General features: G+C 74.2%; 22 protein-coding genes and 3 pseudogenes. 14 read left to right on the top strand and 11 right to left on the bottom strand.

Annotated features, from left to right (window positions below; translation table 11 throughout):
* Window positions 1-58: 58 nt before the first annotated feature.
* The 6 genes from ACZ6D7_RS23120 (at window position 59) to ACZ6D7_RS23095 (ending at window position 7,059) form a co-directional block, all read left to right on the top strand.
* Complete coding sequence (locus ACZ6D7_RS23120) at window positions 59-1,732, top strand: hypothetical protein (RefSeq protein WP_469493669.1); 1,674 nt, start codon at window positions 59-61, stop codon at window positions 1,730-1,732.
* Window positions 1,729-3,192, top strand: a complete 1,464-nt coding sequence (locus tag ACZ6D7_RS23115) for a serine/threonine protein phosphatase (RefSeq protein ID WP_469493665.1) — start codon at window positions 1,729-1,731, stop codon at window positions 3,190-3,192. The genes ACZ6D7_RS23120 and ACZ6D7_RS23115 overlap by 4 nt, the downstream gene beginning before the upstream one ends.
* Window positions 3,189-4,505 carry a protein kinase domain-containing protein gene (locus ACZ6D7_RS23110; protein WP_469493661.1) on the top strand — a complete coding sequence of 439 codons (1,317 nt, stop codon included), beginning with the start codon at window positions 3,189-3,191 and terminating at the stop codon, window positions 4,503-4,505. Before ACZ6D7_RS23115 ends, ACZ6D7_RS23110 begins: the two co-directional genes overlap by 4 nt.
* A gap of 97 nt (window positions 4,506-4,602) precedes the next feature.
* The gene (locus ACZ6D7_RS23105; protein WP_469493659.1) at window positions 4,603-5,310 is read left to right on the top strand and encodes a vWA domain-containing protein; all 708 of its coding nucleotides are present in this window, start codon (window positions 4,603-4,605) and stop codon (window positions 5,308-5,310) included.
* Window positions 5,307-5,732 carry a hypothetical protein gene (locus ACZ6D7_RS23100; protein ID WP_469493656.1) on the top strand — a complete coding sequence of 142 codons (426 nt, stop codon included), beginning with the start codon at window positions 5,307-5,309 and terminating at the stop codon, window positions 5,730-5,732. Before ACZ6D7_RS23105 ends, ACZ6D7_RS23100 begins: the two co-directional genes overlap by 4 nt.
* Window positions 5,733-5,769: 37 nt before the next feature.
* Window positions 5,770-7,059: a zinc finger protein gene (locus ACZ6D7_RS23095; RefSeq protein WP_469493654.1), complete on the top strand. Its 1,290-nt coding sequence runs from the start codon at window positions 5,770-5,772 to the stop codon at window positions 7,057-7,059.
* Between the two features lie 55 nt (window positions 7,060-7,114).
* On the opposite strand, the gene ACZ6D7_RS23090 is transcribed toward ACZ6D7_RS23095, so the two are convergent.
* Entirely contained in the window at window positions 7,115-7,741 is a 627-nt protein-coding gene (locus ACZ6D7_RS23090) for a YigZ family protein (RefSeq protein ID WP_469493651.1), read from the bottom strand.
* A gap of 209 nt (window positions 7,742-7,950) precedes the next feature.
* Between ACZ6D7_RS23090 and ACZ6D7_RS23085 the strand changes: the two are divergent.
* Window positions 7,951-8,431, top strand: a pseudogene (locus ACZ6D7_RS23085) (amino acid transporter); the annotation flags it as partial.
* 13 nt (window positions 8,432-8,444) lie between these two features.
* Here ACZ6D7_RS23085 and ACZ6D7_RS23080 read toward each other — a convergent pair.
* Window positions 8,445-8,984 (bottom strand): SixA phosphatase family protein, encoded by a 540-nt coding sequence (locus ACZ6D7_RS23080; RefSeq protein WP_469493648.1) that lies wholly within the window; start codon window positions 8,982-8,984, stop codon window positions 8,445-8,447.
* Entirely contained in the window at window positions 8,981-9,694 is a 714-nt protein-coding gene (locus ACZ6D7_RS23075) for a hypothetical protein (RefSeq protein WP_469493645.1), read from the bottom strand. The genes ACZ6D7_RS23080 and ACZ6D7_RS23075 overlap by 4 nt, the downstream gene beginning before the upstream one ends.
* 113 nt (window positions 9,695-9,807) lie before the next feature.
* On the opposite strand from ACZ6D7_RS23075, the gene ACZ6D7_RS23070 reads away from it, so the two are divergent.
* Window positions 9,808-10,215, top strand: a complete 408-nt coding sequence (locus tag ACZ6D7_RS23070; RefSeq protein WP_469493643.1) for a CoA-binding protein — start codon at window positions 9,808-9,810, stop codon at window positions 10,213-10,215.
* Between the two features lie 198 nt (window positions 10,216-10,413).
* A pseudogene (locus tag ACZ6D7_RS23065) lies at window positions 10,414-10,875 on the top strand (SUMF1/EgtB/PvdO family nonheme iron enzyme); the annotation flags it as partial.
* Window positions 10,876-10,926: 51 nt separating this feature from the next.
* On the opposite strand, the gene ACZ6D7_RS23060 reads toward ACZ6D7_RS23065, so the two are convergent.
* The gene (locus ACZ6D7_RS23060) at window positions 10,927-11,286 is read right to left on the bottom strand and encodes an ArsR/SmtB family transcription factor (RefSeq protein WP_469493640.1); all 360 of its coding nucleotides are present in this window, start codon (window positions 11,284-11,286) and stop codon (window positions 10,927-10,929) included.
* Between the two features lie 61 nt (window positions 11,287-11,347).
* On the opposite strand from ACZ6D7_RS23060, the gene ACZ6D7_RS23055 reads away from it, so the two are divergent.
* On the top strand, window positions 11,348-12,412 hold the full coding sequence (locus ACZ6D7_RS23055; protein WP_469493637.1) for a cation diffusion facilitator family transporter: 1,065 nt from the start codon (window positions 11,348-11,350) through the stop codon (window positions 12,410-12,412).
* 30 nt (window positions 12,413-12,442) lie between these two features.
* Here ACZ6D7_RS23055 and ACZ6D7_RS23050 read toward each other — a convergent pair whose 3' ends face one another.
* Together ACZ6D7_RS23050 and ACZ6D7_RS23045 are read right to left on the bottom strand one after the other, a co-directional pair.
* Entirely contained in the window at window positions 12,443-12,997 is a 555-nt protein-coding gene (locus ACZ6D7_RS23050; RefSeq protein ID WP_469493635.1) for a YbaK/EbsC family protein, read from the bottom strand.
* Between the two features lie 43 nt (window positions 12,998-13,040).
* A complete protein-coding gene (locus ACZ6D7_RS23045) occupies window positions 13,041-13,613 on the bottom strand; it encodes a helix-turn-helix domain-containing protein (protein ID WP_469493632.1) in 573 nt (190 codons plus the stop codon).
* 147 nt (window positions 13,614-13,760) lie between these two features.
* Between ACZ6D7_RS23045 and ACZ6D7_RS23040 the strand changes: the two are divergent.
* Window positions 13,761-14,619 (top strand): annotated as a pseudogene (locus ACZ6D7_RS23040) (EamA family transporter).
* A 34-nt stretch (window positions 14,620-14,653) separates the two neighbouring features.
* Here ACZ6D7_RS23040 and ACZ6D7_RS23035 read toward each other — a convergent pair.
* Together ACZ6D7_RS23035 and ACZ6D7_RS23030 are read right to left on the bottom strand one after the other, a co-directional pair.
* Complete coding sequence (locus ACZ6D7_RS23035; RefSeq protein ID WP_469493630.1) at window positions 14,654-15,646, bottom strand: aldo/keto reductase; 993 nt, start codon at window positions 15,644-15,646, stop codon at window positions 14,654-14,656.
* Between the two features lie 10 nt (window positions 15,647-15,656).
* Window positions 15,657-16,172 carry a hypothetical protein gene (locus tag ACZ6D7_RS23030; protein WP_469493627.1) on the bottom strand — a complete coding sequence of 172 codons (516 nt, stop codon included), beginning with the start codon at window positions 16,170-16,172 and terminating at the stop codon, window positions 15,657-15,659.
* 70 nt (window positions 16,173-16,242) lie between these two features.
* Between ACZ6D7_RS23030 and ACZ6D7_RS23025 the strand changes: the two genes are divergently transcribed.
* Entirely contained in the window at window positions 16,243-16,791 is a 549-nt protein-coding gene (locus tag ACZ6D7_RS23025) for a YciI family protein (protein WP_469493625.1), read from the top strand.
* Window positions 16,792-16,860: 69 nt separating this feature from the next.
* Here ACZ6D7_RS23025 and ACZ6D7_RS23020 read toward each other — a convergent pair whose 3' ends face one another.
* The gene (locus tag ACZ6D7_RS23020; protein WP_469493622.1) at window positions 16,861-17,658 is read right to left on the bottom strand and encodes an acyltransferase; all 798 of its coding nucleotides are present in this window, start codon (window positions 17,656-17,658) and stop codon (window positions 16,861-16,863) included.
* Window positions 17,659-17,831: 173 nt separating this feature from the next.
* Between ACZ6D7_RS23020 and ACZ6D7_RS23015 the strand changes: the two genes are divergently transcribed.
* Complete coding sequence (locus tag ACZ6D7_RS23015) at window positions 17,832-18,386, top strand: gamma carbonic anhydrase family protein (RefSeq protein WP_469493619.1); 555 nt, start codon at window positions 17,832-17,834, stop codon at window positions 18,384-18,386.
* Between the two features lie 33 nt (window positions 18,387-18,419).
* Here ACZ6D7_RS23015 and ACZ6D7_RS23010 read toward each other — a convergent pair whose 3' ends face one another.
* Complete coding sequence (locus tag ACZ6D7_RS23010) at window positions 18,420-19,091, bottom strand: DedA family protein (protein WP_469493616.1); 672 nt, start codon at window positions 19,089-19,091, stop codon at window positions 18,420-18,422.
* Window positions 19,092-19,316: 225 nt separating this feature from the next.
* On the opposite strand from ACZ6D7_RS23010, the gene ACZ6D7_RS23005 reads away from it, so the two are divergent.
* Window positions 19,317-19,715, top strand: coding sequence for a hypothetical protein (locus ACZ6D7_RS23005; protein WP_469493613.1), 399 nt, complete (start codon window positions 19,317-19,319; stop codon window positions 19,713-19,715).
* A 33-nt stretch (window positions 19,716-19,748) separates the two neighbouring features.
* Here ACZ6D7_RS23005 and ACZ6D7_RS23000 read toward each other — a convergent pair whose 3' ends face one another.
* The gene (locus ACZ6D7_RS23000) at window positions 19,749-22,217 is read right to left on the bottom strand and encodes a beta-glucosidase (RefSeq protein ID WP_469493610.1); all 2,469 of its coding nucleotides are present in this window, start codon (window positions 22,215-22,217) and stop codon (window positions 19,749-19,751) included.
* Window positions 22,218-22,378: the final 161 nt, after the last annotated feature.

The following is a 22,378-nucleotide window of genomic DNA, read 5'->3' as shown; positions in this document are numbered from 1 at the left end:
CCCCACATCCCGTCAGCCACCGGAACTCACCCACAGCAACGGAAGGAAAGGGGGAGACATGGAGGAACAGACCTACGACCCGATCCTGAGCAGCGACGACGTCCCCAAGTGGCGGCTCACCAATCCGCTGCGGCCACCGGCTCCCGGCCGTGCCCTCGTCCTGGTCCGCGACAGCGGTCCCTCGCTGACGATCCGCAGCGGCGAGGAGATCCCCTCGTCGCGCTTCGGCGCGTACCGCAGTGTGTTCACCGTCGACATGACCGAGCACCGGCTCGTCCTCGACATCGATGTGCCCAGCCGGGACCACACCTTCTCCTTCCGCAGCCGGGTCGACCTGGTGTGCCGGGTCGCCGACCCGGCCAAGGTGGTCGAGCGCGGGATCCGCGACATGAGCGGCGCGCTGTACGGCTACCTGCGCAAGACGCTGCGCACGGTCGCCCGGGACTACGACATCGCCGAGTTCCACGCGGCGGAGATCGCGCTGAACTCCGCCCTGACCGCGTTCGGCGGGGACGACGCCGTCCGGCTGCGCAACATCCAGATCGAACTCCTCGTCGACGAGGAGGAGACGGCGGCCAGCGGACGGGAGTTCCGCAACGTCGTACGGGAGACCCGGCTGGACGGCATGCGGCGACGGCGGCACGTGGACATGATCCGGGAGGAGGGCGTCGACGGGCTGATCGCCGAGATCATGGAGAAGGAGGGCCCGCGCGCGGCGCTCGCCTGGATCGAGAAGGGCGAGGCGGAGAAGCGGGAGGTCCGGCGCGAGGTCATGCGCATGGTCCTGGAACGCGGCGACGTCGACCGCGAGCCCTTCGAGCAGGCCGAGCTGGAGCGAGCGGTGCTGGAGGAGGTGCTGCGCGACGGGGACGGTCTGTTCGAGACCGCCACCCGGCGCGGCCGGCTCCGCGGCAGCCTGGCCCGCGCGCTGGAACCCGGCACCGGCGAGGACGACCGCGAGCCCCTCAGGGGCGAGGTGGTGCGGGACCGGTACGACGAGGAGGGCGACCGCGGCGCCCGCTCGCCCGAGCGGGGGTCCGGGGAGGCGCGGGGTGGGCCGCGCAGCCGCGTCTCGGGTGGGCGGCCCGCCCGGCCCACCGGCCCGGCCCGGCCCGAAGGCCCGCCCGACGACGAGCCGCTGCCGGACGACCGCCCCTCCACCACGGCGGGCGGCCGCGCCGGCGAGGCCGACGAACGCCGATCCGACCGGTCTGCGGACCGGGAGGGTGGTTGGGGCGGGGACCGGGGCGACCGGTACACCGACCGGACCGACCGGGGCGGACCGGACCGGGACGGCCGGTACGCCGACCGGATCGAGCCGTACGCCGACCGGACCGAGCCGTACGCCGACCGGACCGATGCGTACACCGACCGAGCCGAGCCGTACCCCGACCGGCACGCCCCGTACGCCGACCGGGACGGCCGGTACGCCGACCGGGGCGGGGACAGGGACGGCCGGTACGCCGACCGGGTCGAGCCCTACGCCGACCGGGCCGAGCGGTCGTCGGCGGCCGGTGGCACCGAGAGCCGGACCTCGGACCACCCCCGCCGGACGGACGGCGGCACCGGCGGCACCGGCGACAGCGCGCCGTCGGACGGCCGCACCGACCGCACGGGCGGCGCCGCGCCGGTGGGCGGCTCCGCCGACGACTCCGCGCCCCGGGTGAGCCGGGTCCGCGGTACAGCCAAGCGCCCCCGCGGGGGCGGCTCGCACGACGGGGAGCGCCGATGACCGACTACGACTCCTCCGCGCCGTATCCGACGCCGCTCGGCGCGCCGGCCGCGCCGCACGCGTACCCCGGGCGCCCGGGGCACCCCGATCGCCCCGGGTACCCGCCGGCCGCGCCCACCGCGCCGACGCACGAACCCGCGCATCCCCACCGACCCCCGTCACCACCCCCGCCATCACCCCCGCCACCCCCGTCGTCACCCCCACCGCACCCCGCCACCCGTGTCGCGGATCTCCCAGCCCCGTCCGGTCCCGCCGCCGAACAGACCACGCGCCGGCGCCCGTCCCAACGCATCTGGTGCGAGCACCACCACGGGCTGCTGGCCCTGTCCGTGTGGACCGAACGGGTCCCGGACCGGGGCGAGGACGCGGAGCCGTTCGTCGCCCACCACATGGACAGCGGCCACGGGCTGCTCGCCGTCTTCGACGGGTCCGGCGGCTCCGGGGCCGCGCCGGTGTGGCAGGCGGCCGACGGCACCCAGCGCACCAGCGCCTGGGTCGGGGCACGGGTGGCCCGGCTGGCCACCGACTGCTGGTTCCGCGAGGTGGCGACGGAGGGCGAGACGGCGGGGCCGAGCAGCCTGCGCGAGTACCTCCAGTACTTCCTGGCCGCCGCCCCGCAGCGGCGCAGCAAGATCGGCGGCACCATGCGCCGCCAGCTGCCCACCACGCTCGCCGGGGTGCACTACCGCGTGCTGCCCACGGAGGGCGATCCGCGCCTTGAGCTCCAGCCGCTGTGGGCCGGGGACTCCCGCGCCTACGTCCTCGGTCCGCAGAACGGGCTCCAGGTACTCACCCGCGACCACACCCGGGAGAGCGACGCGCTGGAGCTGCTGCGCTCCGACCCGCCGATGACCAACCTGGTGTGCGCGGACCGGGACTTCACGATCGACAGCCAGCGGCTGACGTTCCCGCTGCCGTGCGTGCTGGTGACCGCGACCGACGGGTTCTTCGGCTATGTGCACACCCCGGCCGACTTCGAGACGCTGCTGCTGCGCACCCTGCACGGCGCGGCGAACGCCGACGAGTGGGCCGACCGCATCCGCCGTGAGGTGCAGGGCTACACGGCCGACGACGCCTCGCTCGCCCTGGTGGCGCTCGGACACCACGGCTTCGACGAACTGAAGGCCCAGTTCACCGCCCGGCTGGAGGAGGTGACCGACCGCTACGTCCGCTCCCGGCCGCGCGGCCTGGACCGCCTCTCGGCCGGAACCGGGCCCGGACCGTCGGCATCGGGCTCGGCATCATCGGGCCCGGCCTCGGCTCCGCCCGCGGCTCCCGCCTCGGCTCCCGCCTCGGCTCCCACCTCGGCTCCCGCCTCGGCTTCGGCTTCGGCTTCGGCGCCGACGGAGGATCCCGCCACCCTCCCGGCCCGGGTGCGCGCCTGGCAGGACGCGACCTGGCACATGTACCGGGCCGGATACGAGACCCATCTGCCCCTGGCACCCGAGGAGCGCGCATGAAGCAGGGCGATGTCATCGGGGGCTACCGCATCACCACCGACCCGACCAACGCCAACGGCGGGAAATGCGTGTGGGCGTTCGCCGAGAAGGACGGGGCGCAGTTCTTCGTCAAACGGTTCCTGGAGCCCAAGCGCCCCCGCGACGACGACACGCGGGACACCCCGAGCCTGCGGATCCGCCGGCAGCTGGCCCGGGAGTTCGAGGAGCGGCACCGCACGATCATGAAACGGCTGCGTCCGGACGCGCGCGGCGGCGGCAACCTGGTGCTCGCCACCGACTTCTTCCACGAGGGCAGCACGTACTACAAGGTCACCGAGCGGATCGACACCTCCAGCCTGGAGAAGCCGCAGTCCCTGGAGCCCCGGCAGAAGATGGTGCTGCTGAAGACCCTCGGCAACAGCCTCCAGCAGCTGCACGACATCGACGTCGTGCACGGCGACCTCAAGCCCCTGAACGTGCTGGTGCAGCGGCGGGACGGCTCGCCCTTCCACACGGCGAAGCTGATCGACTTCGACGACTCCTATGTCTCCGGGAAGCCGCCCGAGCCCGACGACATCGCGGGCGACTCGGTGTACGGCGCGCCCGAGTGGCGGCGCTACATGCAGCGCGACGGCTCGGCCGGGCCGGAGCATCTGACCTGCGCGGTGGACATGTTCGCGCTCGGTCTGATGACCCATCTGTATCTGACGGGCGATCTGCCGCACCACGACAAGCGGTACGGCTCGCCCGCCGACGCCGTCAACGCGGGTGAGCGGCTGGATCTGGACACCCGGCTGTCGGACTCCATGATCGGGCTGCTGCGCGCCATGACCGCACGGGCCCCCGGCAGCCGTCCGAAGGTGGCGACCTTCCTCAAGACGCTCGCGGACCCGGCGGTGTGCGCCCTCCAGCACCGGCGTCCCGGCACCGCCACGACCACCACACGCACTCCGACCACCCCGACCGCCACGACCGCCACGACCGCCACGACCGCCACGACCGCGCCCACCGGCCCGTCGGGTGCGACGAAACCATCCGCCTCCGACCGGCGCCCCAGCCGTATCAAGACCAACCCCAGATCGACGGGCCGCCCGGGCGGCGGCGGTACGGCGCCCCGGCCGCCCGCGCCCCGGACGGAACCGGCACCTGCCCCGACCCCGGCCGCGGCAGCCCCGCCACCGCCACCGCCCGCCACGGAAGAGCCGGCCACCCCGCCGTCCCGGCCCGCCGCCGTGCCGGCGCCGTCCGAACCGGCCGCCCCCACGCCACGCCCCTCCCGTGTCCGCATCAACCTCGGCGACCGGGACCGGGACCGGGGGCGCGGCTCCTCGTGACCCCGGCGCCCAGCCGCCGCCCGTAGCCGTACCCGTACCCGCACCCCCGCCCGTACCCGTACCCGTACCCGTACCCGTACCACCCAGGAGACTCCGGATGAGCGACATCGAGCAGTACCAGGGGAATCTGCAGTACGCCGTCGACATCGTGCTGTGCGTCGACGCGACCGGCAGCATGTTCCCCGTCCTCGACAACGTGAAGAACAGCGCCCTGCAGTTCCACGACCGGCTGAACGACGTGATGGCCAAGAAGGGCAAGGCGATCAGCCAGCTGCGGCTGAAGGCCATCGCCTTCCGCGACTTCGGCGACGACGCCTCCAACGCCGTCCAGCAGACCGACTTCCTCCATCTCCCGTCGCAGTCACGGGACTTCGAGGACTTCGTGCGCGGCATCGACGCCACGGGCGGCGGTGACATCCCCGAGTCCGGGCTGGAGGCCCTGGCCCTGGCGATCAACTCCCCGTGGGAGACGGGTCTGGACCGCCGGCGCCATGTCATCGTGATGTTCACCGACGCCCCGGCCCACCCGCTGGGCACGGTCGGCGTCTCCGCGCCGACCTACCCGGCGGGCATCCCGCGCAGCCTCGACGAGCTGTTCGAGCAGTGGGGGTACGCGCGCAGCCAGACCTCCGTGATGGAGCAGTCGGCGAAGCGGCTGGTGCTGTTCGCGCCGGACCAGGCGCCCTGGTCGGACCCGATCGCCGAGGAGTGGGACCTCACCCTCCACTTCGCTTCCAAGGCGGGCGAGGGGCTGGAGGAGTTCGAGATGGACGAGATCATCGAGACGATCGCGAACAGCCTGTGAGGCTCGACTGGCCGGAGTTCCAGCTGGAGGCCCGGACGGACGGCCATGTCTGGTTCACCTGGCCCCGCTACGGTCAGGTCAAGTCCCATATGGCCTCCTGCGCCCAGCTGCGGCTCCTTCCGCAGGGCGCGGACGGTCTGTCCCAGTGGGTCTTCCATCTGCGGTTCCCGCAGGGGCCGACACCCGGGCTCCTCGTGGTCCGGGTCGACGTCCCGGCGGAGCGGCTCCCGGAGGCGGAGGAGTTCACGGACCTGCTGCGGCGGCGCTTCGACATCCCGGAGCATCTGGACGACCCCGCCGAGGAGGCCGCGTTCCAGCGGGTGCCGCTCGACGCGCCGCCGTGGATCGCCACACCGGCGGGAGCGGCCTCGGAGGAACTGTTCGCGACCGTGATGGCCCGGGTCAACGGCGCCCCGGGCTGACCGCGCGACCCCACGGAGACGAGAAGGAGGGCGGGCTGTGGCGCCGTCGGCCAACTGGCGTTGCTCGGACTGCGACACGTACAACGTTCCCGCGGACGCGGCCTGTTCGGTGTGCGGCGGGACCCGGCGGGGCGCCGCGCCCCGCGCGGCCGCGCCGAAGTCAGCTCCGAAGTCCGCACCGAAGTCCGCACCGAAGTCCGCTCCGAAGCCGGGCGCGAAACCGGCGGCGGGCGGCTCCGGCAGTTCCGGCGGCGCGCGTCCGGCGGCCAAGCGGCCCGGCGCCGGCCGTCCGCCAGCGGACTGGCGCTGCTCGAAGTGCGACACCAACAACGCGCGTACGGACCTCTCCTGCATCGTCTGCGGCACCGCGTGGCGGACGGCGACGGCCAAGAAGGGCACGTCGGGGGGCACGTCCGGGGGCACGTCGAAGGGACCGTCCAAGAGCGCCGCCAAGGCCACGTGGAAACCGTCGCCGTCCGGTGGCGCCGCTGCCGGTACGGGTACGAGTGCGGGCGCGGGGGCCGGCGCCGCGAAGAAGGCCGCGCCCCGCAGGCCCACGCCGAAGCGGACACCGCCCGGCGCCGCCGCCACGCCGCCGTCGGCCCCGAGAGCGTCGGGTCCCGGCGCGCCGGGGATGCCCGGCGGCTTCGGCACGGGGATCGGCGCCCCGCGCGCGGGCGGCACGGGGCACCGGCCGGGCACCGCGTCCGGGCCGGGACGTACGGGCGCCACGCCGCGCCGGGAGGAGGCGGTGTTCTACCCGTCCGCCCCCACCATCGGCTACCGGCCGACCGCCCCGCACACACCGGCCCCCGCGCCCCCGCCCGCGACGCCCGGCTACTCCTCCCGGCCCGTGCCGCCCCGCTCCACGCCCGCCAGGACGCGGAAGACACCGGGGTGCGTGAGCGGCTGCCTGGGGTTCATCGTGGTGTCCTTCCTGCTCTCGCTGGTGGCCCGCGGCTGCGAGGGCCTGTCCGGCGACGGCGCCTCCGGTACGGAAGGCGACACCCGGGTCGCCGCGACCTGCCCCGCGCGCATCGCGGGGCGGCTGCCCGACGGCGACGGCGCCGAGCTGGTGAAGGCGTTCAGCACGTCGAACAAGCAGATCACCCTGTGCCGTACGGAGTCGGGTTCGCTGTACTACTACGGCGAGTTCAGCGACGGCCGGGAGAAGGGCATCGCCATGCCGGCCGAGCAGACCTCGGACGGCTTCGTGGCGCGCAACCAGGAGTACCGCTACGAGATCCACGGCGACCTCGTGACCATCTACGAGTCGGGCACACAGATCGGCGAGGAGGATCTCACCCCGGAGCCCTCACCCACCTGAGCCGACGGGGCCGACGGGGCCGACGGGAGCCGGCCTCAGCGACGCGCCGGGTCCGTCACGCGTCCCCGTACGCCTCCCCGCCCAGCTCGAACCCCGCCGTCCCGGCCGTCACGTCCGCGAGCCAGGCCCGGAAGGCGTCCACGTCGGCGTCGGGCAGGCCGATCTCGATCGTGACCGCCTCGCCGTAGCGGACGTCGCGCACCTCGCGGCCGGTGGCGCGCAGATCGTTCTGGACCTTGCCGGCCCGCTGGTGGTCGACGGTCACCGTGGCCAGCCGGAAGCGGCGGCGGGTGAGCGTGCCCAGGCTGTCGAGGGCCTCGCCGACCGCTCCGCCGTAGGCGCGGATCAGGCCGCCGGCGCCGAGCTTGACGCCGCCGTAGTAGCGGGTGACGACGGCGACGACGTACCGCATGTCACGGCGCAGCAGCATCTGGAGCATCGGGACGCCCGCGGTGCCGCCGGGTTCGCCGTCGTCGCTGGCCCGCTGGACCGAGGCGTCGGCGCCGATGACGTACGCCCAGCAGTTGTGGGTGGCGTCGGCGTGCTCCTTGCGGACGGCGGCGACGAAGTCCTGGGCCTCCTGTTCGGTGCCCGCCGGGGCGAGGGCACACAGGAATCGGGAGCGGTTGACCTCGGTCTCGTGCACACCCGCGCGGGCCACTGTGCGGTACTCGTCCTGCATCCGGTCAGCCTATGCGGTGGGGCGGGCGGTGCCGTGCGGGGCAGTCAGGGTCCGATGAAGGAGCAGAGCGCGGGTGCGCGGTCCTCGCCGTGGCGGACCTGGCTGCTGGAGGGGCTGAGCGAGCAGACCGCCCGGCATCCCGGCCCGCATGCCACGCCGCGTCCGGTCAGGAGGGCCACCGCTGGTGGCGGGTGATGTGCCTGACCGGTGTCACCCTCGACGCGACGGCGGCCCGGTTCGTCGACGAGGCGGCCGGGCACGGTCCGCTCCAGCTGATCCCTCACGAGCCGCAGGAGCACAGCACGCGCGCGTACCGGGCCAAGGAGGGGGAACAGCGCGCGCACACCCCGATCCCCGGCGGCGGTCCGGTGCTGTTCCTGGAGGTGTTCGTGCGGGACTCCTCCGACTTCGCGGCGGACATCGCGGTGCACGGCGACGAGAAGCACGGCGTTCGGCGGCTGCGCGCGGCCGGTCCCACGGTGCCCAACACCGTGGCGGCGGTGCTGCTGGCGCTGCGCGACCGCACGGGCGAGGTGCCGCACGCCTACTTCAGCTGGACGGAGGGCAATCCGGTGAACCAGTTCTCCGGTTCCTGGTGTTCGGCGCCGCGAGGTCGCCCCGGTCACCCGTGAGGTGCGCCGCCGGGCGGAGCCGGACCCGGAGCGGCGGCCCCGGATCCACGTGGGCTGATCCGGATACCGGGTCAGCCGCCCTTGTGGCCCCGGGGCACGGTCATCGAGGTCAGCAGGGTGGTGCCCGGGGCCAGCGAGCGCCAGTCGGGCCCGTACCAGGCGAGCACGGCGATCGCGGACGTCGGGAACTTCAGCCGCACCTCGTCCAGGGCGTCGTCGAGCGCGTCCCCGGCCAGCTCCAGGACCAGCTCCCACAGGCCGGGGTTGTGTCCGACGAGCAGCAGCGTCTCGACCTCGGCGGGCGTCTCCCGTACGACGTCGAGCAGTTCGGGTACGTCGGCCGCGTACACCTTCGGCTCGTACCGCACCGGGGGCGGGGTGTCCCACTGCGCGGAGGCCAGCTGCCAGGTCTGCCGGGCGCGGACGGCGGTGGAGCAGACGGCCAGATCGGGCACACAGCCGGCCTCGGCGAGCGCGCGGCCTGCGGCGGGGGCGTCGCGGCGGCCGCGCGCGGCGAGCGGCCGCTCGTGGTCGGGGACGCCCTCGGGCCAGTCGGACTTGGCGTGCCGCAGGACCACCAGCCGGCGCGGCGGCCCGGTCGGCGCGCTCACGCGGCGGCTCCCACGTCGCGGGTCAGCTCCAGGCCGAGCAGCCGGTCGGCGTAGGCGTAGGTCTCGAAGCGGGCGCCGTCGGGCAGTTCGGGCCCGGCCTCCGCCACCGACCGCAGTGCGCGCAGCACCTCGGGCACGTCCAGATCGTCCTCCCAGGCCGTCCGCAGCCGCTTGCGCACCCCGTCGGGCACCGGCCGCGAGGGCCGCCGCGCCCAGTCGGCGACGGCCTTCCGCCAGCTTACGAGGGTGTCGTGGGCCTCGCCCAGCGCGGCGGCGTCGAGCCGGACGGGTTCCGTGCGGGGCCGGGTGAGGAGGGCGAGGCGCAGTACGGTGGGGTCGGCGGGTGCCTCGCCCGTCACGGGGCCCACGGCGACTCGTACGCCGTCGGGGGTGGGGGTGTCCTCGCCCGCCACGTGCAGGACCTGTCTCTCCGTCGGCCGGGCGCCGGGCTCCGGGCCCTCCTCCAGAGGGCGGATGCCGAGCGCGGCGGCGCCCGCCCGGAGCGCGGCCCGGTCGCCCTCGCCGGTCAGCAGGGCCCGCACGGGCGTGCTGTCGAGTTCCAGGGCGCGCACGAGCAGATCGGCGACGAGCAGGACACGGAGCGCGCCGGCGCCGTGCCCCGAGACATGCGCCTCGATCCGGGTGGGACCGCGGCGGACGGGGGCGGCGACGACGGGTTCGCCGGTTCGGGCGTCGATGATGCGCAGCACGTCCCGAGCCTAGGCCGACGACCGGCCCGGCGCGCGAGGGCGGCCGGAATCAGAGCCCGCCGCGGGGTGTTGTGGGGGAGACAGCAGCTGTCCGATGACGGAGGAGGCCGCCGGTGTACGGCGACGAGGCGACGATTCGCAGGATCCTCACCGAGGTGGGGGACACATGGGCCGTGGTGGGCCTGTCGACGAACCGCTCCCGCGCGGCCTATGGGGTCGCCCAGGTCCTCCAGCGCCACGGGAAGCGGGTCGTGCCCGTGCACCCGAAGGCGGAGACGGTCCACGGTGAGCAGGGGTACGCCTCGCTCGCGGACATCCCGTTCGAGGTGGACGTGGTCGACGTGTTCGTCAACGGCGACCTCGCGGGCGCCGTCGCGGACGAGGCGGTCGCCAAGGGCGCCAAGGCGGTGTGGTTCCAGCTGGACGTCGTCGACGAGGCGGCGTACGAGCGGACGCGCGCGGCGGGGCTGGAGATGGTGATGGACCGCTGCCCGGCGATCGAGATCCCGCTGCTGGACTGACGCACAGCCTCCTCGGACAAGCTGGTCGCCCCGTCCCGTGCCCGAGGAAGAAGCCGGAAGCACCGATGCCCGAGTCGCCGCCTCCCTCCCGCCCCCTGTTGCACGCCCTCGGCCGGGACTCCGCGTCCGCTGCCGGTGCCCTCGCCTTCGCCCTCGCTCTTGCCCTCACCCTCACCTTCGCGGCGGGCCGCCGACGGCATGGTGGACCTGCCCGGCGGTGAGTTCCTGATGGGCGCGCGGGACGCGGAGGGGTTCCCGGCCGACCGGGTGGGGCCGGTCCGGGCGGTGCGGGTCGCGCCGTTCCTGATCGACGCCTGTGCGGTGACCAACGCCCGGTTCGCGGCGTTCGTCGAGGACACCGGGCATGTGACGGACGCGGAGCGGCTCGGATGGTCGTACGTCTTCGCCGGTTTCCTGCCGGGCGCGCTGCGCCGCGACGCGCCGCGGCCCGAGCGGACGCCGTGGTGGTGCGCGGTCTCCGGTGCCGCCTGGAACCGACCCGAGGGGCCGGGGAGCGGGCTCGGCGACCGCGCGGACCGTCCGGTGGTGCATGTCTCCTGGCACGACGCGGCCCGCTACGCGGCCTGGGCGGGCGGACGGCTGCCCACCGAGGCCGAGTGGGAGTACGCGGCGCGCGGCGGCCTTCGCCGAGCAGTACCTCGGGACGGCGGAGCGGTACTGAGCCGACCACGCCGGCGGGGCCGGTCCGGCTCAGTCGTGCACGGGCTTGTCCCCGAGCCGGTGGTCGGCCACGTTCAGCGCCTCGTCCACCACGCGGCGCAGATGGCCGTCGGAGAGCGAGTAGATGACCCGGCGGCCCTCCTTGCGGGTGTTCACCAGCCCGGCCAGCCGCAGCCGCGCCAGATGCTGGCTGACCGCGGGCCGGGCCGCGCCGCACCCCTCCGTCAGCGTCGTCACGTCCGCCTCGCCCGACATCAGGGCGTGCAGCAGCGTGAGCCGGGTGCGGTCGCCGAGCAGGGCGAGCAGCTCGGCGGCGAGGGCGAACTGCTCCTCGCCCGGGGTGCGCGGGTGCGCATGGTGCGCAGGTGATAGGTGCATGCGTGCGCTCATACGCACATAATGGCGGGGAGGACGGGTAGAAGTCCAGTTCCCCGCACCGAAAGGGACCGACGTGAGCGAGCAGCACGACCACGCCCATGGCTCCGCGGCGCACCATCACGCCCACGAGCACCCGCACGACCACTCCCCCACGGGCCTCGGCCACCGCCTGCGCCACCTCCTCACGCCCCACTCCCACGAGACCGCCGACAAGCTCGACTCCGCGCTGGAGTCCTCGGCCCGGGGCATGCGGGCGCTCTGGGTCTCGCTGGCGGTGCTGGGCGTGACGGCGCTCGCGCAGGCGGTCGTGGTGGCGCTGTCCGGGTCGGTGGCGCTGCTCGGTGACACCGTGCACAACGCGGCCGACGCGCTGACCGCCGTACCGCTCGGCATCGCCTTCGTGCTGGGCCGGCGGGCGGCGACGAGGCGCTTCACCTACGGCTACGGGCGGGCGGAGGACCTGGCGGGGATCGCGATCGTGCTGACCATCGCCGCCTCGGCCGCCTTCGCGGGCTGGACGGCCGTCGAACGGCTGCTGCATCCGCGCCCGGTCGCGTACGTCCCGGCGGTGGCCGTCGCCGCGCTGGTCGGCTTCGCCGGCAACGAGTGGGTGGCCCGCTATCGCATCCGGGTCGGCCGGGAGATCGGCTCGGCGGCGCTGGTGGCCGACGGGCTGCACGCGCGCACGGACGGCTTCACCTCCCTCGCGGTGCTGCTGGGCGCGGGCGGCTCGGCCCTCGGCTGGCAACTCGCCGACCCGGTGGTGGGGTTGGCGATCACCGCGGCGATCGCGCTGGTGCTGCGGGACGCGGCGCGCGAGGTGTTCCGGCGGGTGATGGACGCCGTCGACCCGGCCCTGGTCGACCGGGCGGAGCGGGCGCTGCGGGAGGTGGCGGGGGTGCGCGCGGTGGGCGAGCTGCGGCTGCGCTGGATCGGGCACCGGCTGCGGGCCGAGGTCGCGGTGGTGGTGGACGGCGAGGCGACGGTACGGCAGGCCCACGCGATCGCGGTGGAGGCCGAACACGCGCTGCTGCACGCCGTGCCGCGTCTCACCGCCGCGCTGGTGCACGCCGACCCGGCGCCGGTGCCGGGCGAGGCGGACCCGCATCTGCGGCTGGCCCACCACGCCACGGCGTGACGCCCCGGCCCTCCCGGGCCACCGCGTCCGTCAGACGCCCAGTCCCTCCAGGACCACCGCGCCCGGGAGTTCGGCGAACGCCTTGCCCGGGACGAGCAGTTTGCCGCGCCGGCGGCCGCTGCCCACCAGGACGTACGGCAGGTCGACGACGGCGGAGTCCACCAACACCGGCCAGGCGGCGGGCAGTCCGACGGGGGTGATGCCGCCGTACTCCATGCCGGTCTCCCCCACCGCCGTGTCCATCGCGGCGAACGAGGCCTTGCGGGCGCCCAGTTGACGGCGTACGACACCGTTGACGTCGACCCGGGTGGTGGACAGGACGACACACGCGGCCAGGGAGGTCTCGCCACCGCGCTTGCCGGCCACGACGACGCAGTTCGCGGACCGCTCCAGCAGCTCGCGCCCGTAGTGCTCCACGAAGACCGCGGTGTCGGCCCACTGCGGATCGGTGTCGACGTACACGATCTGCTCGGCGGGCACGGCGCCGCTCCAGTGGCGTACGGCGTCGGCGACCGGGCCGGTCAGCTCGTCGAGGCAGTCGGGGGCGGGCCGGGCGTGGTCGAAGTGTCCGAGGGGAGCGTCCATGGCGGCACGCTAACAGCAGCTCCGCGGCCGTCGGCCGGGTGTCTCAGCGCACGAGCGGCACCGACACGGTCAGCACCAGCTCCGCCGGGACCTCGCCCCGGTTGCCGTAGCTGTGGGCGGCGTCGGCCTCGAAGGTGACGCTCGCGCCGGCCGGGACGGTGTAGTCCGTGCCGTCGACGGTGAGGGTCAGCTCACCGGCCGTGACATGGGCGATCTCGACGGTGCCGGCCGGGTGCGGATCGGAGCCGCTGCTCTCGCCGGGCATCAGCCGCCAGTCCCACATCTCCAGCGGGCCGGGGGCCTCCGTGCCGGCGAGGAGGCGGCTGTAGCTGCCCGCGTCGGTGTGCCACAGCCGGACCACCTGGTCGGCCGGGACGATCCGGACCTTCGGGCCCTGTTCGTAGTCGAGCAGGGTGGTGACACTGACGCCGAGCGCGTCGCCGATCTTGACGACGGTGCCGATGCTGGGGTTGGTGCGGGCCTGCTCGATCTGGATGAGCATGCCGCGGCTGACCCCGGCGCGGGCGGCGAGCGTGTCGAGCGTGAAGCCGCGTTCGGTGCGCCAGCGCTTGACGTTGCGCGCCAGGGACTGGGTCAGCAGGTCGAGGTCCGACACGTTCCGTCCACTCCGGGTGATCTCTCGATGATCTCTGGATGATCTCTGGGGAGCCCAGCGGTCCAATATTCTGGATGACAGGGTTCACTTCTTTGAACTACGGTGTGGTGCACCCGATCGTGCACCGAACTGTACTGCGAGGACCCCGTGACAGCACTCTTCGCCCTGGCCACCAGCCTCCTGTGGGGTCTGGCCGATTTCGGCGGCGGGCTGCTGACGCGCCGGGCGCCCGCACTGACGGTGGTCGTGGTCTCGCAGTCGATCGCGGCGGCGGTGCTCGGCGCGATCGTGCTGGCCACGGGCGCCTGGAGCGAGGCCGGACCCCGGCTCTGGTTCGCGGTCGCGGCCGGTCTCGTCGGCCCGGTCGCCCTGCTCGCGTTCTACCAGGCGCTGGCGCTCGGCCCCATGGGCGTGGTCTCCCCGCTGGCCACCCTCAGCGTGGCCGTACCGGTCTCGGCCGGCCTCTTCCTCGGCGAGCGCCCCGGGCTGCTCCAGGTGGCGGGCATCGCCGTCGCGGTGGCCGGCGTCGTCCTGGCGGGCGGCCCCCAGCTGCGGGGCGCCGCGGTGCAGCGCCGGGCCATTGTGCTGACCCTGGTCGCGGCGCTCGGCTTCGGCACGGTGTTCGTGCTGATCACCGAGGCGTCGACGACCGTCACCGGCCTGTTCCTCGCGCTGTTCGTGCAGCGCGTGACCAACGTGGCGGCGGGCGCCGCCGCGCTGTACGTCAGCGTCCGGCGCGGCTCTCCGGCGCTTCCCGAGGGTGGCCTCACCCTCGCCGCGCTGCCGGCGTACGCCTTCGTCGGACTGGCCGACGTCGCCGCCAACGGCACCTACGCGGATCGCCGCCCAGCACGGCCCGGTCACGGTGGCCGCCGTGCTCGCCTCCCTCTACCCGGTGGTGACGGCGCTCGCGGCCCGCGGCTTCCTGCGCGAGCGGCTGCGGGCGGTCCAGGCCGCGGGGGCGGGGCTGGCACTGGTGGGGACGCTGTTGCTGGCCACGGGCTGAGGCCGCACCGCGCCGCCCCGGCGCCACCGGCGCGTCACCACCGGTCGTGGACCTGTGGACGGATCAGCTCGTCGTAGATCTCCCGCACGGCCCGGTGGGTGTCCCGGTCCAGCGGCGGGAGCGCGGCCGCGGCGGCGTTCGCATGGGCCTGCCCTGCGTCGCGGGCGCCCGGGATGACGACGCTCACCGCCTCCTGGTCGATGATCCAGCGCAGCGCGAACTGGGCCGGTGTTGCCCCCTCCGGCACCAGCGGCCGCAGCCGCTCCACCGCCTCGAGCCCGGTCGCGTAGTCCACGCCGGAGAAGGTCTCGCCGACGTCGAAGGACTCGCCGCGCCGGTTGTAGGTGCGGTGGTCGTCCGTGCCGAAGACGGTCGCGGCCGTGTACCGACCCGAGAGCAGTCCGCTGGCCAGCGGCACGCGGGCGACGACACCGACCCCCGCCGCGGCCGCGGAGGGCAGCACCCGCTCCAGCGGCTTCATCCGGAACGCGTTCAGGACGAGCTGGACGGTGGCGAGGTGCGGCCGGCGCAGGGCGCTCAGGGCCTGCTCGCAGGTACGGACGCTGACCCCGTACGCCGCGACGCTCCCGTCCTCCACCAGCGCGTCGAGGGCGTCGAACACCTCGTCGCTGTCGTACACCTCCCCCGGCGGGCAGTGCAGTTGCACCAAGTCGAGCCGCTCGACCCCGAGGTTGCGGCGCGAACGGTCGGTCCACGCACGGAAGTTGGCCGCATGGTAGTTCTCGGGCACCTGGGCGGCCCGCCGCCCCATCTTCGTCGCCACGGTCGGCGCGGCGAGACCGGCCCGCGCGCAAGACCGCAGAAACTCCCCGATGACCTGCTCGCTGCGCCCGTCCCCGTACTCGTCGGCGGTGTCGACGAAGGTCACCCCCGCCTCGAGCGCGCCGCGCAGCGTCCGCAGGGCGTCCCCCTCGTCCACCCGCCCCCAGTCCCCGCCGAGTTGCCAGGCCCCCAGCCCGACGACCCCTACCTGCCTGCCCGTTCGCCCCAGCGTCCTGTTCTCCATGATCGTGACCCTAGGGGCCCGGGGGCCCGGCCCGCCGGGGATATCCGGCCGGGGCCGGCACCGGTTCAGGGCCGGCGGGGCGCCACCGCGCGCCGTAGTCGGGGCCCTCGGGGAGGTAGCGACCGCCCGGCCGCTCGCGGGGGCACCACTCGGGGACCATGCGGCGGGCGTCGGACGGGGGTCGGCGGGACGGGACGAGGAGGGTCTGCAGTGCGTCGTAGCGGGGGTCGACACCGCCGTTTCCCGGGTGGGTGTCGATGCCGGCCTCACCGGACTCGTAACGGGCGTTCCAGGCGCAGAAGATGACCCACTGTTCCTGTTCCCGCTCCAGGGCCACGGGGTCGGCGGGCCACACCAGGTACTCCTCGGCGGCGCCCGTGCCGTCGTCGGCGTACTCGAAGTAGTGGGGCAGGCCGCCGATGGCAGCCAGGCCCGACCGAGGCGTGCCGTCGTACCACCCGTTCTCCACGTGCACCGGCTCGCATCCCGCCTCCGACGGCCGTGCCCGCTCGTCCGGTTCACTCATGGGCCCATGATGCTGGGCGCCTGTGAATTTGAGGTTGCGGTGTGATCCCCGGCTCGGTGGAGACTGGGGCATGGAGTTCTTCTGCTACCACCGGGACCGGCCCGACGCCGTGGCGCTGCGCGACGAGCTGTTGGAGGAGCACTGGTCCTACATGGACCGGTACGCGGCCGAGATGATCGCCCGTGGCCCGACGCTCACCGGCGACCGGGAAACCCCCACGGGCAGCGTGCACATCGTCGACCTGCCGGATCCCTCCGCCGCCCGCGCGTTCGCCTTCGACGAGCCCGGACACCAGGCCGGCGTCTACCGGGACGTGCTGCTGCGCCGGTGGCGCAACACGCTGGGCCGCACCATGTGGGAGTTCCCCGGCGGCCCGGTCGAGGGCGACCGCTTCCTGGTGCTCGGGCTCGGCGAGGGGAAGCCCGCCGACCTCGAACCGCCCGCGGACCAGGACGGACTGATCGCCTACGGCCCGCTCCTCTCGGACGACGGCACGGCCTGGCTCGGCACGGCGGCACTGCTGCGCGCACCCGGCCCCGACGCCGCCCGCGCCGTCCTGACGGCGGACCGGTACGCCGCCGTCGAGGTCCACCCCTGGCAGTTCGGCGGACGGTCCTGACGAGCCGCTCCGACGCCCGCGTGGAACGCTGCCCACGCGAGGGCCGCTGACCGACCTCCCCTCGGACGGTCAGCCCTCGCGCTCCAGTCGCGCCAGCGCTGTCGTGTCCTCCTCGTCGAGCCGGGCCAGCCGGGCGGCCGTCTCCTCGTCCAGACCCGACAGCGCGACGAGTTGGTCCGAGGTGACGCCGTCCGGTATCGGCACCGGCGCCGGGGTGCGCAGGGGCGGCTGCCAGCCCTCGGCGGGGGTCCAGCGCCGTACGACCCGGGCGGGCGCGCCCGCCACGACGGCGTGGTCGGGGACGGTGCCGCGCACCACGGCCCCCGCCGCCACGACGACATTGCGCCCGATCCGCGCGCCCGGCAGGATCACGGCCCCGGTGCCGATCCAGCAGCCGGGACCGATCTCCACGGGCTCCATCCGGGGCCACTGCCGGCCGATGGGCTCGTGCGGGTCGTCGTAGGAGTGGTTCGTGGACGTCACGTAGACGTACGGGCCGAAGTAGCAGTCGCTGCCGATGGTGACCGTCGTGTCGGCGATGACATGGCTGCCCCGGCCGAGCACGACACCGTCGCCGATCCGCAGGATCGGGTCCGGGCCGAGGTCGAGGTCCGGCATCAGCCCGGCCGTGAGCGTGACCTGCTCGGCGACGATGCAGTGGGAGCCGAGATGGATCCAGGGCTCGCCGAAGACCGTGCCGAGCGGGAAGGCCAGCCGGGTCGCCGGGCCGATCGAGCCGAAGCGCAGACGGCCGGGGTGCTCGGCCGTGACGGAGCCCGCGCGCTGCGCCCAGGCCCAGCCCGCGTGGACCACGCGCTGGGCGAGACGGCGCCGCCATGATGAGAACGTGTTCTTGTCCTTCGGCACCCGCTCACCGTACTCAGCGCGCGGTGACCCCATGCGCCCGGAGGCCTGTGATCTTCACCCCACCGGGTGACGTACGGTGCGATGGAACGACCAGAGCGACCCGGGCGACCGGTACGACCAGAGCGACCGGGACGACCGGGACGACCGGAGCGACACGAGGAGACGGTGAGACGGTGACGACGCACAAGGCGCTGATCGTGGGCATCGGCGGCAGGGAACCGAAGGTCGACGACGAGGCCTTCGTGGCGCCGACGGCCTCGGTGATCGGGGACGTGACGCTCCAGGCGGGCGCGAGCGTCTGGTACGGCGCGGTCGTGCGCGGTGACGTCGAGCGGATCTCCGTCGGCGCGCAGAGCAACATCCAGGACAACTGCACCCTGCACGCCGACCCGGGGTTCCCGGTGACCATCGGCGAGCGGGTCTCCGTCGGCCACAACGCCGTCGTGCACGGCGCGACCGTCGGGGACGACTGCCTGATCGGGATGGGCGCGACCGTTCTCAACGGCGCGGTGATCGGGGCGGGCTCGCTGGTCGCGGCGCAGGCGCTGGTGCCGCAGGGGATGGAGGTGCCGCCGGGCTCACTCGTGGCCGGCGTACCGGCCAAGGTGCGGCGCGAGCTGACGGAGGAGGAGCGCCAGGGCGTCACGCTGAACGGCACGCTGTACGCCGACCTGGCCAAGGCGCACGACGAGATCCACGGCGAGAGCCACAGCGAGAGCCACGACTAGAGCGACCCGGGGGATCGCTCCGGACCCTGGGGGTTACTCCGTGGCCCCCACGGTCCGCGCCTCGGTCTGCGCCTCGGTCTGCGCCTCGGTCTCCCGGGCGGCGGCACCCTGCTTGGCCTTCCGCTTCAGGACCAGCATCGACGTGACGCCGATCAGCACCGCCAGCACCAGCCCCACCCAGGAGAACCGCTTCAGCCAGGACTCCGCGACGACACCCACGTAGTAGATGACCGCCGTCGTACCGCCCGCCCAGAGGATCCCGCCGAACACGTTGGCGACGAGGAACTTCAAGTAGGGCATCCGCAGCACGCCCGCGAGGGGCCCGGCGAAGATACGCAGCAGCGCGACGAAGCGGCCGAAGAAGACGGCCCACATGCCCCACTTCTCGAAGGACCGCTCGGCCGTGGCGATGTGCCCCTCGCTGAAGTGCCGGGGGAACTTCTTGCCGAGCCAGGCCAGCAGCGGCCGTCCGCCCTTGCGGCCGATGGCGTAGCCGATGGAGTCGCCGATCACCGCGCCCGCGGAGGCGACCGCGCCGAGGATGAAGGGGTCGATGCCCGCGTGCTGGGAGGACAGCAGCGCGGCCGAGACGAGGATGATCTCGCCCGGCAGCGGGATGCCGAGGCTCTCCAGCCCGATGACCAGACCGACCACGGCGTACACGGCGGCCGCCGGCACCGTGTCGAGCCATTCCTGGACGTGCACCGGCGCTTCCTCCCCTTTGGCTTTCCCTGGCATCCCAGCGTTCCCGGGAAGCCTACCGGGTCGCCGGATCCCGCCCGGATGCGTGGTGGAGCGCGCTCCACCACGCGTCGGGGGGTGCGGTCCCTCGTGACGGCGCTCCGGCCACGTGATCGTGGTGGGTGACAGAGCCGATGACGACGACAGCGACCGGGTCGGCGTCGAAGACAGCGCCGAAGGGACCCCTCCATGACCGTGAACCACCGTCGCCGCCCCCGTGCCGCCGTGCTCGCCTCCGCCGCCGCGGCCGTCGCCCTGGCCGCCGGACTGCTGACCGGCTGCGAGTTCGGCGACACCGTCGACTGCCTCGCGAACGCGGACGACATAGCGGACAGCGTCACGGCGATGCACCGGGCCGGCGCGGAGGCGATCGAGGACCCGTCGAGGACTCAGGAGTCCATCACCACCATCGAGAAGAACCTCGACCGGATCCACGACAGGTCCGACGACAGCGAGGTGGACAAGGCGGTCACGAACCTCGACCGGGCGATCGAGGACTACAACCAGGACGTCCTCGACGGCGACACCCCGGACGCGACCGCGATCGACGAGGCCGCCGCCGGTCTGCGGGACGTCTGCGCCTCCTGACGCTCCCGACGCGCCTCGCGGGGGATCACCTGATCACTTCCGCACCCGTACGGCCGTGCGCAGCCGCAGGTCCCGCGCCGACGCCCCGACCCACACCGTGCGCCACCCGGTGCCCAGCACCCAGCCGTGCCGCCCCGGGTCCCAGGAGGACAGGGTGCGGGCGTCGACCCGTACGGTGACCCGGCGCCGCTCGCCCGCCCGCAGCGAGATCCGCCGGTAGCCGCCCAGGACGCGTACGGCCTGGTCGACCCGGAGGTCCGGGGAGCGTCCGACGTACACCTGCGGCACGTCGACACCCGCGCGACGGCCCGTGTTGCGGACGGTGAAGGTGACGTCGAGCCCCTGCCCGGTCCACCGGGCGAGGACGTCGTCGTAGCGGAAGGCGGTGTACGACAGCCCGTGCCCGAAGGGGAACAGCGGGCGGACGTCCTCGGCGTCGTACCAGCGGTAGCCGGTGTGGACGCCCTCGGAGTACTCCTCGACGCCGTCCACCCCCGGGTAGCGGCGCGGGTCCCCGGCGACGGGGTGGTGGTCGTCGTCCACCGGGAACGACTGGGTGAGGCGGCCGCCGGGGTCGCAGTCGCCGAACAGGACGGCGGCGGTGGCGGCCGCGCCCTCCTGGCCGGGGTAGTACATCTGGAGCACCGCACCGGTTCCGCGCAGCCACGGCATCGCGGTCGCCGAGGAGGTGTTGAGGACGACGGTGGTACGCGGGTTCGCCGCCGTCACGGCCTCGACGAGCGCGTTCTGGTTGCCGGGGAGGGCGAGGCCGGTGCGGTCGACGCCCTCGGTGGCGTCCTCGTAGGCGAACAGGACGACGTGCCGGGCCGCGCGCGCGACGCGGACCGCCTCGGCGACGTCCTGGGCGCGGGTGGCGGCGGTGACCCGGCGCAGCCGGAACGTCTGTCCGGCGGCCCCGCCCGCCGCGCTGATCTTCAGTGTGTGGGCGCCGGGCGTCAGGTCGCGGGTGCCGCGACGGACCGTGAGGCCGTCGGGGGCGGTGGTGACCAGGCCGCCCATGAAGTATTCGCCCCAGCCGGCGGCGAGCGGGAAGAGTTCCTCGCCGTCGAGGAGGACGGTCGGGCGGGCGGTGGGCGCGCCGTCGAAGTGCAGGACGAAGGTCCACGGCCCGGCCTCGTCGACGGTGAGCGTGCCGTCGTACGTCCATGCCTGCCCGGCACCGACCCGCTGGCCCTCGCTGTCGAAGCCGGGGCCGAGTGCGCCTGCCGGGAGGGCCTTGCCGAAGAGGTCCTCGCCGAGGGCGTACGTCACCCGGTCCCCGGATCTGGCCCGTATCGCGGTGAGCGGGCTGTCCGCGTGGTCGGGGACGACATGCGCGCTGCCGCCGCCGCTGACGAAGGGCAGCGAGCCGCTCGGGCCGATCACCGCGACGGAGCCGCCGGTCAGCGGGAGGGTGCCGTGCTCGTTGCGCAGCAGGGTGGCGCCCGCCTTGGCGACCTCCAGGGCGACGGCGGCGCCCGCCCGCGCGTCCCGGTCGGGGCGCGGCGGCGCTGTGCCGTCGAGCAGTCCGAAGCGGTCCATGACGGAGAGGATCCGGCGTACGGCCCGGTCGACGTAGGTCTCGGAGACACTGCCGTGCCGGACGGCCGTCCTGAGCGCCGTACCGAAGTAGGTGCCGTCGGGCATCTCCATGTCGAGGCCGGCGGTCAGGGCTCTCACCGTGCTGTGGGCGGCGAACCAGTCGGTCATCACCCAGCCGGTGAAGGCCCACCGCTCGCGCAGGACGTCGGTGAGGAGAGTCTTGTTCTCGCACGCGTAGACGCCGTTGACCTTGTTGTACGCGCCCATGACGGCGCCGGTGCCGGCCGCGACGGCGGACTCGAAGCCGCGCAGTTCGACCTCGTGCATGGTCTGCTCGCCGACCCGGACGTCGACGGTGTTGCGGTCCTTCTCCTGGTTGTTCATGGCGTAGTGCTTGACGGTCGCCACGAGGCCCTCGCCCTGGATGCCCTCGATCTCGGCGGCGACCAGGTCGGCGGAGAGCAGCGGGTCCTCGCTGAAGGTCTCGAAGTTGCGGCCCGCGTACGGCGTGCGGATGAGGTTGACCATCGGGGAGAGCAGGACGTCCTGGCCGAGGGCGCGGCCCTCGCGGCCGATGACCTGTCCGTAGCGGCGGGCGAGGCCGGGGTCGAAGGCCGCGGCCAGCAGGACGGGGGCGGGCAGGGCGGTGGCGTGCGCGGTGACCCGGACGCCGGCCGGGCCGTCGGCGAGGCGCAGCGGCGGGATGCCGAGGCGGGGGACGCCGGGGACGTAGCCGGCCTGGCCGAGGGAGTCGGGGTCGGTGGCGCCGTGCAGGAGGGAGATCTTCTCGTCGAGGGTGAGCCTGGCGAGGAGCCCTTCGACGCGGGGGCCGGCCGGGGCGTCGGGCCGGTCCGCCGCGAAGGCGGGCGGGAGCGGGGTGAGGCCGCCGGTGGCCGCCGTGGCGACGGCGATGGCGCCGGCCAGGAGGGTCAGGGCGGATCGTCGGGAGACGTCGGTCATGAGCCGTCACTCCTTCGTGGTGCGGGGCACGACGATGTGAACCGCGGTGCGCCGGGCTCCCTCCGGCCCGCCTCCACCCTCTGAACACAGCGGCATCAGAAGGGAGATGACGGCCCGTCGGGCACCACCGGCGCGTCGGAAACGTAGGTCCGCCGGTGACT

It is taken from the genome of Streptomyces sp. NPDC041784, from assembly GCF_055591025.1.
This window is presented reverse-complemented; position numbering and strand designations above follow the sequence as displayed.